Source organism: Streptomyces sp. NPDC098789, from assembly GCF_044759975.1.
Taxonomy (GTDB): Bacteria; Actinomycetota; Actinomycetes; order Streptomycetales; family Streptomycetaceae; genus Streptomyces.
Map to the genome: position 1 here is coordinate 49,956 of NZ_JBIWAJ010000012.1, position 13,779 is coordinate 63,734.

The window sequence follows — 13,779 nt, forward strand, 5'->3', positions numbered from 1 at the left end:
GGTCGCGGGCGGGGCCGCGGGCGGGGTCACGAAGGATCAAGGGCCCGTACGGCGATAAAGGCGGGGTTCGGGGGTAGGCGCCAGCCGAAGCGCCACGGCGGAGCGAACGCCCCGCCGTGTTCTCCACCTGAGAGCGAGGACACCATGCTTGCCGTCGGGCTTATCCTCCTGATCATCGGGTTCCTGACCGGAATCTCCATCCTCTGGACCATCGGCGTCATCCTGCTGGTGGTGGGAGCAGTCCTGTGGATCATGGGCTCGGTCGGACACGCCGTCGGCGGCCGACGCCACTACTGGTAGTCGGCGCGCACCCGTGCTGCCGCACCCCCACAGACCCCACCCCTGCCACTACTACCCGTCCTACCGGGAGGAGTTGTTCTTCGCGTGACTGAGCACGTATGGAGCTACACGTCGACCTCGGGCCACCTGGCCGGCACGGATCTGACCGGCTACAAGGTCGAGGCGACCGACGGGACCATCGGCAAGGTCGACAAACACTCCGACGAGGTCGACGACGCCTACCTGGTCGTGGACACCGGAGTCTGGATCTTCGGCAAGGAGGTGCTGCTCCCGGCGAGCAGGGTCGTCAGCATCGACCCGGAGGCACGCACCGTGTTCGTGGACCGGACGAAGGGACAGATCAAGGACGCTCCCGAGTTCCACCGGGACGAGCACCTCGGCGACCCGCGCTACCGGGACGCGCTGAGCACCTACTACGGGACCGGATTCCCCTTCGGCCTGCCGCCGATCTGACCGGCGCGGGCAGCGTGGGCGCGGGTATGCGAGCGCGGTGCGCACGAGCACGGGCAGCGGGCCCGGACTCCCTGAGTCCGGGCCCTGATTCCGTGTCCCGGCCCGACCCTCAGGCCGGGCGGTCCTGCGGAGCCACCACCGTGAACAGCGCCCCCTCGGCATCGGCCAGTACGACCGACCGGCCGGTGGGCGTGGACCGCACGGGGGAGGCGGTCCTGCCGCCCAGGCGGGTGGCGGCCTCGATCGCGCCCTCCAGGTCCGGCACCCGGAAGTGCACGTGCCAGCGCGGACGGACCTGCGGGTCCGGATCCTCGTCGAGCGCTCCGCCGCTGATGCGGGCGACGGCGTCCCGGCCGTGGCGCAGGACGACGTGGTCGTGCTCGTAGGAGACGGTGCAGCAGCCCGCCGGCTCGCCGGCCCAGTCCAGGATCTCGCCGTAGAAGATGGCCGCGGCGAAAGCGTCGCGCGTACGCAGTTCCAACCACGCGGGGGCGCTGTCGTGGCCCACGGTCCAGTCGGGGATGACCTTGCCCTGCCAGAAGCCGAAGGCGGCCCCCGCCGGGTCCGAGGCCAGCCCGGCCCGGCCCGTGCCGAAGGGGAGGGGGCCCACCGCCATCGTGGCCCCGCGCTCGCGGATCCGGTCCGCCGTGACGTCGACGTCCTCGACGGCGAAGTACGGCGTCCAGGCCACCGGCACCCCCAGACTGCCGGCCAGCGCGCCGATGCCGGCCACCGGGGCCCCGTCGTGGAAGGCGACGGAGAAGCCGTCGCCGAGACGGGTGGGGCGGAAGTCCCACCCGAGCACGGCGCCGTAGAAACCCTGGGCGGAAGCGAGGTCCCGGGCCATCAGGCTCACCCAGCACGGCGCACCGGACATCTCATGGCTCGATGTCGACACAGCTGCCCACCTCATCTGCCGGACACGGCTACGGGACCCTCCCACCGTAGACCCGCCGGCCGCGCCGGTCGGCGAGGCACGGGCCGCGCCCACCCGTACGTACGAGTGGCCCCGCGGGGGATGGCCCACTGGGGTATCACGGCGGTGCGCCGGGCCCCGCGCGGGACCCGGCACGGGGTGAGGGGGTGTCTGACGGATGTCCGCGGCGTCGCGGCGCCCGGCACGCGCTCTCGCCGCACCGACCGAAAGACGGAGTACGTCCAGTACGCGGCCTTCCGGTCGCCGCGCCGAGAGCACGCACCGGACACCGCTCCCTCACCACGCACATCCGTCAGACACCCCCTAGGCTCGGGACGGGGCGGGAGGAAGGGAAGGGCCCATGTGCCGCTGGCTCGCCTACTCGGGTTCGCCCATGCTCCTCGACGCCGTGCTCTACCGCCCCGAGCACTCGCTGATCAACCAGAGCCTCCATGCCCGGATGGGCGCCGAATCGACCAACGGCGACGGCTTCGGCATCGGCTGGTACAGCGCGGACGGCGACGGCACCCCGGCGATCTTCCGGGACATCGCACCGGCCTGGAACAACCGCAACCTGCGCGAGCTGGCCGCCCACGTCCGCTCCCCGCTGTTCTTCGCGCACGTACGCGCCTCGACCGGCTCGGCCGTACAACAGACCAACTGCCATCCCTTCCGCCACGGACGCTGGCTGTGGATGCACAACGGAGCCATCGCGGAGTTCCACCGGCTCCAGCGGGACCTGTGCATGGCCGTCGACCCGGCGCTCTTCCCGTGCATCGAGGGGTCCACCGACTCCGAGGTGATGTTCTACCTGGCGGTCACCTTCGGGCTCGATCAGGACGTCCCCGGCGCGGTGGCCAGGATGGCGGGACTGGTGGAGCGGCTCGGCAAGGAGCACGGGGTACCGGAACCGCTCCAGATGACCGTGGCGGTCAGCGACGGAGCACGCGTCTGGGCGTTCCGCTACTCCAGCAGGGGGAAGTCCCGCTCGCTCTTCTACAGCAGCCGCGCCGAGACCGTCCGCCACCTCCACCCGGAGCTGGACTACCTCCGCGAGATCTCCGACGAGACGCGCATCGTGGTCTCGGAGCCGCTGGGCGACCTGCCCGGGGTGTGGAACGAACTGCCCGAGGCCAGCTACACCGTGATCCCCGCCGCTCCGGGAGCGGAGTACCTCCCCTTCCTCCCCGAGCTCCCGGACGCCACCCGACTCCCCTGACGGTCCGGAGGCCGAGGGCGTACCGGGTCAGGACAGGACGGGCGGCGCGTCCGTTTCGGCCAGGTGGACCGTGCACAGCCCGCCACGCTCGCTCTTCACGTCCATCACCTTGAGCTGCGTGCCCGGCGCGAGGATGTACTCCTCCTCCCCGGTGAAGGCGGAGAAGTTCCTGATGCCGACCGCCCGGGTGGACGTCACCTCGAAGAGCGTCCGCTTGCCGCGGCTGCCCAGGAAGGACCGGGCCACCTTCAGCTCGGAGGTACAGGAGGAGACGCCCCACCAGGTCACCGTCCTGCCCACCGGGTACTGCGCCCGCAGGTCCAACGACACGCCGCGCCACAGCGGCCGCGTGTGGCCCGGCAGCCCCGACACCGCCGAGAACAACAGGCGCAGGTACGGCAGGTAGGGGGTGACCCGGGTGCGGTCCGGCGAGCGCAGTACGGCATTGATCTCACGGTAGAAGGCGGACTGGCAGGTGTAGAGGTAGAGCGCGGCGATCGCGTCGGCCGACAGGCTGCCGGACGTCTCGTCGGCCCGCCGCTTGCCGAAGTCGCGCGAGCGGTCGATGTGCCCGGTGAGTCCGGACAGTACGTCGGAGACCGGGGCGACGGCGCCCTGGAAGTCCATCAGCGGAGTGTCGAACACGCCGGTGATCGCCGGGAGGACCAGACCCTCGTCCTTGACGCTGGTCAGTCGCTCCAGGTAGAGCTGGTGGAGGTTCATGGTCGACTCGATGAAGGCGCCCATCTGCTGCGCCACGCCACCGCCCGGCCCGCTCGCGCCGCCGGCTCCCGCGTCCCACCCCTTGCTGGGCAGCCAGTCGATCGGTTCGGAGCCCAGGGACGCGAGGGCCTCGTTGACCATGGCGAAGTGGTCGCCCTCGCAGAAGAGGTCGCCCTGCGCCGCCGGGTTCGCGTGGTCGATGTGCCGGACCTCGACGTCCGGGTACTTCGCCTGGAGCCGCAGCACGACCTTCTTCAGGTTCCGGGCGTGCGCCCCCCACCAGGCGAAGACGACCCCGCGGTCCTCCTCGGCGGCGTCCTGCTTGGCCTTGAGGATCTCCTCGATGATCCGCTCGGCGACGGGCCGCCAGAAGGCCGCGTGCCGCTCGGCGCCCATCGCCCCGTCCCCGCTGGCGGTGAGCGCGGCGTTCAACAGCAACACGCCCTGCGTGAGCATCGCCTGGAACCACTCCGGCGGCTGGACCGCGTCCCGCTCCTTCAACAGCGCGCGCACGTCCGCGATGGGCGTCTTCTTGACGATGCCGTACTTCCACATCGCCGCGGCCTTGATGATGCAGCGGATGCTGACGACCCGTCCGAACTGGCTGTCCTTCCAGTCGTTGAAGGTGTTGTCGAACATGGCGATGCCGGTCGCGCTCTCCGCACGCGGGTACGGGTTCTGCCCGAAGGCGACGACCTTCCACTTGTGCGGCGGGTTCGGCTTGAGCGCCTGGAAGGTCAGCTCGCGGACCGGGACGACCTCGGGGCTGCGCCCCTTCCCGATGAACCGCGCCGCATCGGGCTGCGCTTCGATGACGGGCTTGAGGAGCGGGAGCCAGGGCTCACCACCGCCGGCGAACAGCTCGGTGAGGGCCAGGGCGTCGTTCGGGTCGTTCGCGTCGGTCACGGGGGAGGGGCCTTCGGTCGCGGGAGTGGGAGCGGTCGTGCTCGCGGTCGAGATCGTGGTCGCGGTCGCGGTCGCGGTCGTGGTGGGGGAGTCGTAGGGGGCGGGCTCGGGCACCACGATGCGCACCCGCTCCTCGACGGGGGCCTTCTCGATTCCGTTCAACTGCGCGACGAGCGTGGCGCGCAGCTCGTCGTCGTCCTCGAAGCAGTGGTCGTGGAAGAGCGTGTACCCGGTCCACATCAGGTTGGCGCACACCCGGGCCGGCACCCGCCCGGTCTGCGCGCCCATCCCGACCAGCGCCACGGAACGGATACTGCCCGGCGCCTTCCGGTTCTGCCGGTGGACGGCCTGGAAGGCGGCCGCGCAGGCCATGGCCACGTTGAGCGTGGCACTCACGTTCTGCGAGGACCCCACCATGGTCGGTGTCGATATCACGTAGCGGGGCACGGCCGCCCCAGACGGGACGCAGACCGCACTGCCCACCGGCAGCGTCCCGGCGAAGCGGTCGCGGATCGCCCGCTGCACGCGCACCTGGATGCCGGATCCCAGGTACCGCTTGATGACGGCGTCGACCCCACCGTCCATCCGGCCCCGGGAGTTCGTCGGGGTGACCCAGGCGTCGACGTCCTCGTCGAGGATCGAGCCGCGGCGGATCTCGACGCCCGGGGTGTCCGCGAACGCCGCCCGCCACGCCTCCACCACCCGCTCGTTGACGTCGGTCAGCACCACTCCGAGCGTGGGCTGCGCACTGCTCTCGGTCATCGTCCACTCCTGACGGGAAATCGGCCCTGCCAACCCCCTGAACGTATCCCTGACCACTGACAACGCCCTTCCGGCCAGCGTCTCGAACGGGCGCGCTGGCCCGAACTCGCCCTCACCGCAGCCGTGTTGTGAGTGCGCGACGCCCTGTGCAAGGCCGCGGGGGCCGCGTACCCTCGGCTGCGCGTCGGCCGCCCAGGTCGCGCGGGCCGGCGGACCTGGCGGGCCGGGCCCGATACACACGACCGCGGGGGCGGACCATGAGACGGACCGGGTACGCATGGGTGGTCACGGCGTTCGCCGTGCTCGGGTCGCTCGGCTCGCTCCTGGGGGGTGCCTGGAGCGGAGCCCCGGCCTACGCCGCCACCGCGCACGGCGCCGAGCGCGCCGCCCCCTCCCGGCCCGCCTACCGCGTCGACCTGCGCGCCGACGTCACCGGCACCCGGTGGACCGGTCGGGAAACGGTGACCTTCGGCAACCGGTCCACCGAGCCGCTGCGCGAGATCTACGTCCGCCTCTGGGGCAACGGCGTCGACGGCTGCGGCACGCCGCAGGCACCCTCCCCGGTCCGGATCGGCCGGGTGACCGGCGGGGCCCCGGGCGATCCGTCGGTGGCGTGCAGCGCGGTACGGATCGCGCTGGCCGCGCCGCTGGCGCCCGGAGGGCGGGCGACCGTCGGCTTCGACGTCTCGATCACCGTCCCCGACCGGCTCCACCGCTTCGGGCGAGACGGCGACCACCGCTACCTCGGCAACGCCCTGCCGGTGCTGGCCGTACGGGACGCGGCGGGTTGGCACCTGGACCCGCCCGTCGACCGGGGCGAGAGCTACTACACCGTGGCCTCGGACTTTGAGGTCACCCTCGACCACCCGACCGCGCTGGGTGTCCCGGCGACGGGAACCACCACGGACCGCCCGGCCGGTCCCGGTCGCACCCTCACCACCAGCGTCGCGCGCCAGGTGCGGGACTTCGCGTGGGCGGCCGGCCCGTTCCGCAGCGGCGTGGCGACCTCGCCGGGTGGTGTCACGGTCCGCTCGTACTGGACGGCGGGCACCCCGGACGCCTGGGTGGCGACCGCCCGCGCCGAAGCGGTCCGCGCCGTTGACGAGCTCGGGCGGCGGTTCGGCCGCTACCCCTACGGCGAGGTCGACGCGGTCATCAGCGACCGGTTCGCGCCGATCGGCAGCATGGAGTTCCCCGGGCTGGTCCTGGTGGCCCTGGACGAGGCAGGCAGCGGCATGGTCCACGAGCTGGCCCACCAATGGTGGTACGGGATCGTCGGAAACGACGAGTACGCGTCCCCCTGGCTGGACGAGGCGTTCGCGACCTACTCGAACGCCCTGCTGACCGGTGACCACGGCGAGGACTGCGCGGAGGGCGTCGGTTGGCAGGACGACACCCAGGCGGTCACCAACTCGATGGGCTACTGGGCCGCCCACGGCCCCGGTTGGACCCGGTACGTCTACTACAACGGGGCGTGCGTGCTGCACGACCTGGAGAAGGTGTTGGGCGGCCCGGCGATGGCCGCGATGCTGAGGGGCTACGTACGCGACCACTGGTACGGGGTCTCCACCACGGCGGAGTTCCAGCGCGCCGCGCAGGCGGTGACCCGCACCGACCTCACCTCGTTCTGGCGCGAACACCGCATCCGCACGGGAACGACCGCCTGACATGGACGCGGGCCCGGCAGCGATGGACTGCGGCGCCCTCGAACGGATCAATCGGAGAACGTGACGGACCTGGTCCTGGACCCGCCGAACGGCGTGGATCCGCTGCGCTTCGGCATGACCCTCGACGAGGCGACGGCCGCCCCGTCTCCTTCACCTCGGTGCTCGTCGCGGGAGCCGATTACCACGACTTCCTCGCCACGGCCTGATCCGGCGGGGCGCACCCGCGCGGTGACCGGCGCGGCCGCGGCGTTCCGTCCCGACGTCGCCCGGGGCCCCCTGCGGGCCCCGGGCGATGGGGGTCAGCGCCGTTCCGGCAGGTCCATCTCGGCACGGGCCGGGGTGCGGTCCTGCTCCGGGGACGCCGCCAGGCCGCGCGGGGCGGCGTTGGACTTGGGCGCCGCGGGCTTGCCGCAGAACGCGGCCTCCAGCGTGCCGCCGAGGGCGGTGTTGGCCGCCCCGTCGTTCGAGGTGTTCGCCATCGCGGACAGGCTTCGCTTGCCGTCGCGGGTGGCGAAGGCGTAGGTGTAGAAGCCCTGCACGGTGCCGGTGTGACCGAACACCTGCGTACCGCACGACAGGTCGTAGCGCCGCAGACCCAGGCCGTAGAACCGGGTGTTCGTCGCGTCCGTCGGGGTCACGGTGGTCATCAGGTCGAGCATCTTCTTGGGCAGCAGCTTCCCGCTGACGAGTCCGGTCGTGAAGGTGTTCAGGTCGGCCGCGTTGGAGATCACCGCGCCGGCGGACTGCGCCCAGGACACGGTCTGTTCGGTGGAGTCGACCAGCGGGTTGCCGGCCTCGTCCGGGTGGAGGTAGCCGTGCGCGTGCTGGCCCCGGATGGCCGTGTCGGGGTGCACGTAGGAGGTGTTGCGCAGCTTCAGCGGCTTGAAGATGCGGCGGTCGTACTCCTTCGCCACCGGCTTCCCGGTCACCTTCTCGATGATCATGCCGACGACCACGAAGTTGGTGTTGGAGTACTTGTACGAGACGCCGGGCTCGGTGGTGCGCGGCTCGGCGAGCGAGAGGTCGACCAGCTCCTGGTAGCTGAACACCTTGTTGCGCACGGCCTCGAAGCCGGGGACGGTGTCCGCGAACATCACGTTCGTGTAGTCCGACAAGCCGCTGCGGTGGGTCAACAGGTGACGCACCGTGATGCGGTCGTCCGGCAGCAGGCCCGGCAGGTAGTGGTTGACCGGGGTGTCCAGCTCGACGCGGCCCTCGTTGACCAGCTGGAGCAGCACGACGGAGGAGAACGTCTTGGAGACGCTGCCGATCCGGAACCGCGACTGCACGTCCATCGGCGTGTTCTTGGTGGTGTCCTGGATGCCCAGGGTCTTGCTCTTGACCCCGTCCGGACCGGTGTAGCGGGCCAGGGCGCCCGGCGCGCCGGCGTCAAGGGTGTTCTGAAGGGCCCTGGTCAGACCCTCCATGTCGGGCGTCACCTGCGGGGATTCCGCCGCGCTGGCGGGCAGGTCGGCCGGTGCGGCGTGGGCCGCGGTGGCCGGGACGACACCGGCTACTACGGCGAGCAGGGCAGCGCTCACGGCCAGGCGTCGTTCAAGGGAGAGGCGCACGTATTCCTCGACTCAATGGGTGGGGGCAGGACATGCGGAAGCACGGCCGCCGTGGGGGACAACCCAGGACACGGCGAACTTTCATGATGTTACGTAAGATCATCGGTCGTTGGGTACCCACTCCGGGTGAAATCGCTGCGCGGGTCCCGTCACTCAGTGTTTTCGGCCGGGGGGTGGAATCCGCGCATCCGGGACCGAATCCGGTTTGGTGTCCTTTGTCGTTTTAAGTCAGCAGGGGCGCAGTTCAAGTCATCGTGGCCGCAGGTGCGGCCGGCCGGGAGGCGGACACCCGATGCTGGGGCTGGGTCCCGCTCCTGCCGGGGCGGGGCCGTCGTGATCGAGACGGTGCGCAGGGGGAAGGGGACATTCATGGGGGTACGTTCACGGGTGCGCGGGGGCTGCGTCCTGTTGGGGGTCGTGGCGCTGGCGGTCGGTGCGGCTGCCGGTCCGGCGGTGGCCGCCGACCAGTGGCGGCCGAGGCCGGGCACGCTGTACATCTCGGACCTGCCCACGACCGAGTCGTGGCGCGCGAATCCGGTCGTGCGGGGCTGGGGTCAGGGGTACGGCGAGTGCCTGGCGGGTTGGCCGGAGGGCAAGCCCGAAGTCAACGTCTGGAACCGGGACTTCACCACGGCGGAGACGGCGTTCGCGCAGCAGAAGGTGATCGCCTTCGCCACCGAGGCCGAGGCCATCGCCTTCGCGGACGCGACCCGTCGGGACTACGCGGACTGCGCGAACCGCCCGCAGCGACCGGGGGTGACCGCGACCGGCTTGGACCACGGGGTGGTGGACGTGGAGGAGGGTGCCACCCTCCAGGGGATGCGCACCTTCGACGCCAACGCCCAGGAGCGGCCCGACTTCAACTACCTGTGGGGCGTGGGTCGCGACGGGGACACGGTCACCCTGGTCCTGTGGTCGAGCTACTGGGGCGAACCGCCCGTGGCCGCATGGAAGAACACCCTGCGGAAGGCGGTGATCAAGCTGTACTGAGTGCGGTGAACGAGCGGCCGTAGCGGGTCCGGTGACGCCGGGCGGGAGCGTCGCGCTCCCGCCCGGTCACGGCATCAGGGTCGCTCCCGCTCCGCGACCAGCGGTGCGAGCCCGTCCAGGATCCGGTCGAGGCCGAAGCGGAACTGGAAGTCCGGCTCTCCCGATCCCGTGAAGGCGTCGGAATCCAGCAGTCGCGTCACGGCGGGGTGGCTCTCGGGGCCGGCGAGCAGCCGCAACGTGCGGACGTACTGGGCCAGGGCCTGCTGCGGGGTCACGCCCGACGCGGCGATGGCGTCACTCATGTCGGCCGCCATCGTGGCCTCGTTGCGCACCAGGCCGCCGATCAGGACGACCGTGGAGAGCTTCTCGGCCTCGTTCAATCCCGTGCCGGCCATCGCGTCCAACCCCCGGTCCATCCAGGCCAGTTGGTTCGGGGTCGCCGGCGGGGCCGTGATCGGGATGCGCAGGAGCCAGGAGTTGGCGAGGAGGGCGGCGCGCTGCCCGTACGCCCAGTGCGTCAGCAGCTCGCGCCAGCCCCATCCGGCCGCCCCGGGCGGTAGGGGCGGCGGCGTGCCGGCGCCCGCGTCGGACATGAGGACGTACAGCTCCTCCTTGGCGGCCACGTACCGGTAGAGGGACATGGTGGAGACGCCCAGTTCCTTGGCCACCCGGCCCATCGACACCGCGTCCATGCCCTCGGCGGCGGCGAGCGAGACGGCCGCCCCCACGATGCGGGGCAGCGTGAGCGTGGGGCGCGGCCCCTTGCCGGGGCGCTCGCGCAGCCCCCAGGCCATTTCCAGGCTGGCCGGGAGCCCGGTCCCGCTGTCCTCGTCCGCCATGACCGTCCCTAGTCGATTGCCACCCATCCTAGTTCTGTGTATTACTTACGCAGAACAGCGTATGCAATACGCAGAAGGGGGCGTCATTCCTGTGACCACCCACGACGTGTCCACGTCCACCACGGCCGCCCTCGGGATCCACGCCACCGGCCTCACCAAGTCCTACGGCGCGCTCCGCGTGCTCGACGGCATCGACCTCGCCGTCCCGCGAGGCACCGTCCTCGCGCTCCTCGGCCCCAACGGCGCGGGCAAGACCACGACCGTCCGGATCCTCGCCACCCTCACCGCCGCCGACTCCGGCACCGCCCGGGTCGCCGGGCACGACACCGCCACCGCACGCTCCCGAGTGCGCGAACGCATCGCCCTCACCGGGCAGTTCGCCGCGGTGGACGAGCTGCTGACGGGCGCCGAGACCCTGCGCATGATGGGGCGCCTCGCCGGGCTCGCCCCACGCGCCGCGCGCGTCCGGGCCGAGGAACTCCTGGACCGCTTCGACCTCGCCGATGCGGGCGGCCGCACCGCGAAGACGTACTCGGGCGGCATGCGCCGCCGCCTCGACCTCGCCGCGAGCCTCGTCTCCCGTCCCGAGGTGGTCTTCCTGGACGAGCCGACCACCGGCCTCGATCCGCGCAGTCGCCAAGGAATGTGGGAGCTCGTACGGGAGCTGCGCGACGACGGCGCCACCGTCCTGCTCACCACCCAATACCTGGAGGAGGCGGACCAGTTGGCCGACCGCGTCGCCGTCCTCTCCGGCGGCCGCATCGCCGCGGAGGGCACCCCGACCGAGTTGAAGTCCCGCGTCGCCGGACATCGGCTGGACCTCACCCTCGCCACCGCCGCCGCCTACGAGGCCCTCGCCCCGCGCGCCGTCCACCACGACCCCGACGCGCTCGTGCTCGGCCTGCCCACCGACGGCACCGCCGCCCACGTCCGGGCGCTGCTCGACGAAATCGACCCCGACCGCACCGACGTCGACCGCTTCGCCCTGCGCGGCGCCACCCTCGACGACGTCTTCCTCGCCCTGACGGGAGCCGACCGATGACCGCCCTGCCCGTGAGCGCCCTGGCTCTGGCCGGACGGAGCCTGCGCATCAGCAGCCGCCGCCCCGACGCGCTGATCACCGCCCTGATGCTGCCGGTCATGCTGATGCTGATCTTCGTCTACTTCTTCGGCGGGGCCATCGACACCGGGACCCGGTACGTGACCTACGTGGTGCCCGGAGCCATGCTGCTCTGCGCGGGCTTCGGAGCGGCCTCCACCGCCGTCAGCGTCGCGGAGGACATGAAGAGCGGGGTCGTCGACCGGTTCCGCTCGCTCGACATCGGCGGCGTCCCCATCCTGGCCGGCCACGTCACCGCATCGGTGCTCCGCAACCTGCTCTCCACCACGCTGGTGCTGGCCGTCGCCCTCGCCATCGGCTTCCGCCCCCAGGCGGGCCCGGCGGGCTTCCTCGCCGCCGCCGCACTCCTCGTGGCCTACGTGACGGCCATCTCCTGGTTGGCCGCTGCCCTCGGCCTGGCCGCCGACTCGCCCGAAGCCGCGGGTGGGTTCACCTTCCTGATGATGTTCCTGCCCTATCCCTCCAGCGCCTTCGTGCCCATCGACACCATGCCCGGCTGGCTGCACGGCTTCGCGGAGCACCAGCCGCTCACCCCGGTCATCGAATCCCTGCGGGCCCTGCTGCTGGACCGGCCCGCGGACGGCGCCCCCTGGACGGCCCTGGCCTGGTGCGCGGGCATCCTGGCGGCCGCGGTGGGTCTGACCTCCGCGCTCTTCCGGCGCCGGACGCGGTAGCGGGCGGGCCGAACCGTCAGCGCGCGTCCGTCGAGCGGTCCAGCTCCGCGCCGATGGCCTCCCGCACCGCGTCGTGCCGGGGCCCGAGCGCGAACCGCCCGTCGCTCCACCGCCCGCGCGGGTACAACCACACCGGCATGCGCACCAGGTCGACCGGCTCCCACTCGAACCGCGGCCACACGGGCCCTGAGCAGGGTCCGGGCCCCCAGCGCCGAGGCGGAGGTGGTGGCCGAACACGGGCGGCTGGACGCGGTGGTGGACGACGCCGGCACCGGACGCGTCGTCACCATCGAGCGGACCGGTGCCCGACGCGGCACTAGGATCTGTCCATCATGACGACCGCACCGTCGCCGCTCCCGTCCGCACCGCCCGCCGGGGCGTCGCGGTGGCGTGTGCTGCTGAGCTGGGTGTGCTGCGTCGCGGCGGTCCTGCTCGCCGTGACGGTGTGCCACCAGCCGCCTCGCGGAACGCCGTACGAGGCGTCCGCCGCGCCGGCGCCGAGCGGCATGGCGGTCGGTGTCGTGAGCGGCCTCGTGAGCAGCGTCGTGGGCGGAGCGGACCGTGCGTCGAACACCGGGGCCGAGGGGTGCGTGCACCACCGGCCCGGCGACGCGTGCCTGACCGTCCTGCACCACCTGCCGCAGAGCGTCCTCCCGCTGCCGGACCCCCTGGTCCTTCCGGCGGCGGGCCACCGGGCGACACCGGTCTCCCCCCGGGCCGGCCCCGTGGCCGACACCCCGGCCCGTCGCGCACCCGACCTCCACGCCCTGCAGGTCCTGCGGACCTAGGAGGACCGGCGGCGCCGCGCACCCCGCGCGTGCCGCCACCGTCCTCCCTGCCCGCAACCCGCTTCGTGAAGTGAAGGAATCGACCATGGGCCTGCCCAAGAACTCCGCCGCGGCCGCGCGCCGCGCCAAACTCGACGAGGTCCGTCGCGCCCAGGCGGCGCGCGAGCGCCGCAACCGGATCCTCACCGTCGCCGTCTGCGCGATCGTCTTCGTCGCGCTCGCCGGCGGCACCGGCTACCTCCTCTTCACCATCAAGGGCGAGGGGAAGCGGACGGCGGCGACCAAGGCCGCTCCCATCGCCGGCGAGAAGTCGTGGGACAAGCTCACGCAGAACCACGTCGCCCAGGCCGTCGCCTACCCCATGGCTCCGGCCGTGGGCGGTGACCACGCCCAGGCGTGGATGAACTGCAACGGCGACGTGTACGAGAAGGAGGTCCGGCAGGAGAACGCCGTGCACGCCCTCGAACACGGCGCCGTGTGGATCACCTACACCGACCGGGCCGCCCCCGGCGACGTCAAGGCCCTGGCGGAGCGGGTGAGGAAGACGCCGTACACGCTGATGAGCCCGCACGCGAAGCAGGACGCGCCGATCACCCTGTCGGCGTGGGGCAAGCAGCTCGGCGTGGACGACGCGTCCGACCCGCGGGTGAACGCCTTCCTCACCAAGTACGTCCAGGGGGCGCAGACCCCCGAGCCCGGGGCCGCCTGCACGAACGGGCTGTCGGCCTGAGCACCCGCCGGGGCGGGGTGCGGCAGGCACTGCCCTCGTCCCGGCGGTCGCCCCCCTCGGGGCCGAACAGGGCAACGACACACGCCCTGACGGGAACTTTATGTGTTCACCTGGCTACTCT

The 13,779-nt window shown here is 72.0% G+C and carries 13 protein-coding genes and 1 pseudogene; 9 read left to right on the forward strand and 5 right to left on the reverse strand.

The genetic code is table 11. The annotated features are described in order from the left end of the window. Positions 1 to 144: 144 nt before the first annotated feature. On the forward strand, positions 145 to 300 hold the full coding sequence (locus ACIQWR_RS23575) for a DUF6131 family protein (protein ID WP_385773989.1): 156 nt from the start codon (positions 145 to 147) through the stop codon (positions 298 to 300). Positions 301 to 384: 84 nt separating this feature from the next. Then, positions 385 to 753 carry a PRC-barrel domain containing protein gene (locus ACIQWR_RS23580; RefSeq protein WP_404012748.1) on the forward strand — a complete coding sequence of 123 codons (369 nt, stop codon included), beginning with the start codon at positions 385 to 387 and terminating at the stop codon, positions 751 to 753. A gap of 109 nt (positions 754 to 862) precedes the next feature. On the opposite strand, the gene ACIQWR_RS23585 is transcribed toward ACIQWR_RS23580, so the two are convergent. After that, on the reverse strand, positions 863 to 1,600 hold the full coding sequence (locus ACIQWR_RS23585) for a VOC family protein (protein WP_404013287.1): 738 nt from the start codon (positions 1,598 to 1,600) through the stop codon (positions 863 to 865). 430 nt (positions 1,601 to 2,030) lie between these two features. Here ACIQWR_RS23585 and ACIQWR_RS23590 point away from each other — a divergent pair, with 430 nt between their 5' ends. Beyond that, positions 2,031 to 2,888, forward strand: a complete 858-nt coding sequence (locus ACIQWR_RS23590; RefSeq protein WP_404012751.1) for a class II glutamine amidotransferase — start codon at positions 2,031 to 2,033, stop codon at positions 2,886 to 2,888. Positions 2,889 to 2,915: 27 nt separating this feature from the next. On the opposite strand, the gene ACIQWR_RS23595 is transcribed toward ACIQWR_RS23590, so the two are convergent. Further along, positions 2,916 to 5,279, reverse strand: a complete 2,364-nt coding sequence (locus ACIQWR_RS23595) for a macro domain-containing protein (protein WP_404012754.1) — start codon at positions 5,277 to 5,279, stop codon at positions 2,916 to 2,918. Between the two features lie 257 nt (positions 5,280 to 5,536). Here ACIQWR_RS23595 and ACIQWR_RS23600 point away from each other — a divergent pair, with 257 nt between their 5' ends. Further along, a complete protein-coding gene (locus ACIQWR_RS23600; RefSeq protein WP_404012757.1) occupies positions 5,537 to 6,946 on the forward strand; it encodes a M1 family metallopeptidase in 1,410 nt (469 codons plus the stop codon). Between the two features lie 299 nt (positions 6,947 to 7,245). Here ACIQWR_RS23600 and ACIQWR_RS23605 read toward each other — a convergent pair whose 3' ends face one another. Next, entirely contained in the window at positions 7,246 to 8,487 is a 1,242-nt protein-coding gene (locus tag ACIQWR_RS23605; protein ID WP_404012760.1) for a serine hydrolase domain-containing protein, read from the reverse strand. Positions 8,488 to 8,886: 399 nt separating this feature from the next. On the opposite strand from ACIQWR_RS23605, the gene ACIQWR_RS23610 reads away from it, so the two are divergent. After that, the gene (locus ACIQWR_RS23610; protein WP_404012763.1) at positions 8,887 to 9,507 is read left to right on the forward strand and encodes a hypothetical protein; all 621 of its coding nucleotides are present in this window, start codon (positions 8,887 to 8,889) and stop codon (positions 9,505 to 9,507) included. A gap of 74 nt (positions 9,508 to 9,581) precedes the next feature. Here the strand turns inward: ACIQWR_RS23610 and ACIQWR_RS23615 are convergent, their stop codons facing one another. Continuing rightward, positions 9,582 to 10,346 (reverse strand): TetR/AcrR family transcriptional regulator, encoded by a 765-nt coding sequence (locus ACIQWR_RS23615; RefSeq protein ID WP_404012766.1) that lies wholly within the window; start codon positions 10,344 to 10,346, stop codon positions 9,582 to 9,584. A 91-nt stretch (positions 10,347 to 10,437) separates the two neighbouring features. Between ACIQWR_RS23615 and ACIQWR_RS23620 the strand changes: the two genes are divergently transcribed. Both ACIQWR_RS23620 and ACIQWR_RS23625 read left to right on the forward strand, forming a co-directional pair. Then, positions 10,438 to 11,388, forward strand: a complete 951-nt coding sequence (locus ACIQWR_RS23620) for an ATP-binding cassette domain-containing protein (protein ID WP_404012769.1) — start codon at positions 10,438 to 10,440, stop codon at positions 11,386 to 11,388. Next, positions 11,385 to 12,140 carry an ABC transporter permease gene (locus tag ACIQWR_RS23625; protein ID WP_404012772.1) on the forward strand — a complete coding sequence of 252 codons (756 nt, stop codon included), beginning with the start codon at positions 11,385 to 11,387 and terminating at the stop codon, positions 12,138 to 12,140. Before ACIQWR_RS23620 ends, ACIQWR_RS23625 begins: the two co-directional genes overlap by 4 nt. A 16-nt stretch (positions 12,141 to 12,156) precedes the next feature. Here the strand turns inward: ACIQWR_RS23625 and ACIQWR_RS23630 are convergent. Then, a pseudogene (locus ACIQWR_RS23630) lies at positions 12,157 to 12,321 on the reverse strand (diadenosine tetraphosphate hydrolase); the annotation flags it as partial. Positions 12,322 to 12,472: 151 nt separating this feature from the next. Between ACIQWR_RS23630 and ACIQWR_RS23635 the strand changes: the two are divergent. Together ACIQWR_RS23635 and ACIQWR_RS23640 are read left to right on the forward strand one after the other, a co-directional pair. After that, positions 12,473 to 12,928 (forward strand): hypothetical protein, encoded by a 456-nt coding sequence (locus tag ACIQWR_RS23635; RefSeq protein WP_404012775.1) that lies wholly within the window; start codon positions 12,473 to 12,475, stop codon positions 12,926 to 12,928. A gap of 85 nt (positions 12,929 to 13,013) precedes the next feature. Further along, positions 13,014 to 13,658, forward strand: a complete 645-nt coding sequence (locus ACIQWR_RS23640; RefSeq protein ID WP_404012778.1) for a DUF3105 domain-containing protein — start codon at positions 13,014 to 13,016, stop codon at positions 13,656 to 13,658. The last annotated feature ends 121 nt before the right edge of the window (positions 13,659 to 13,779 follow it).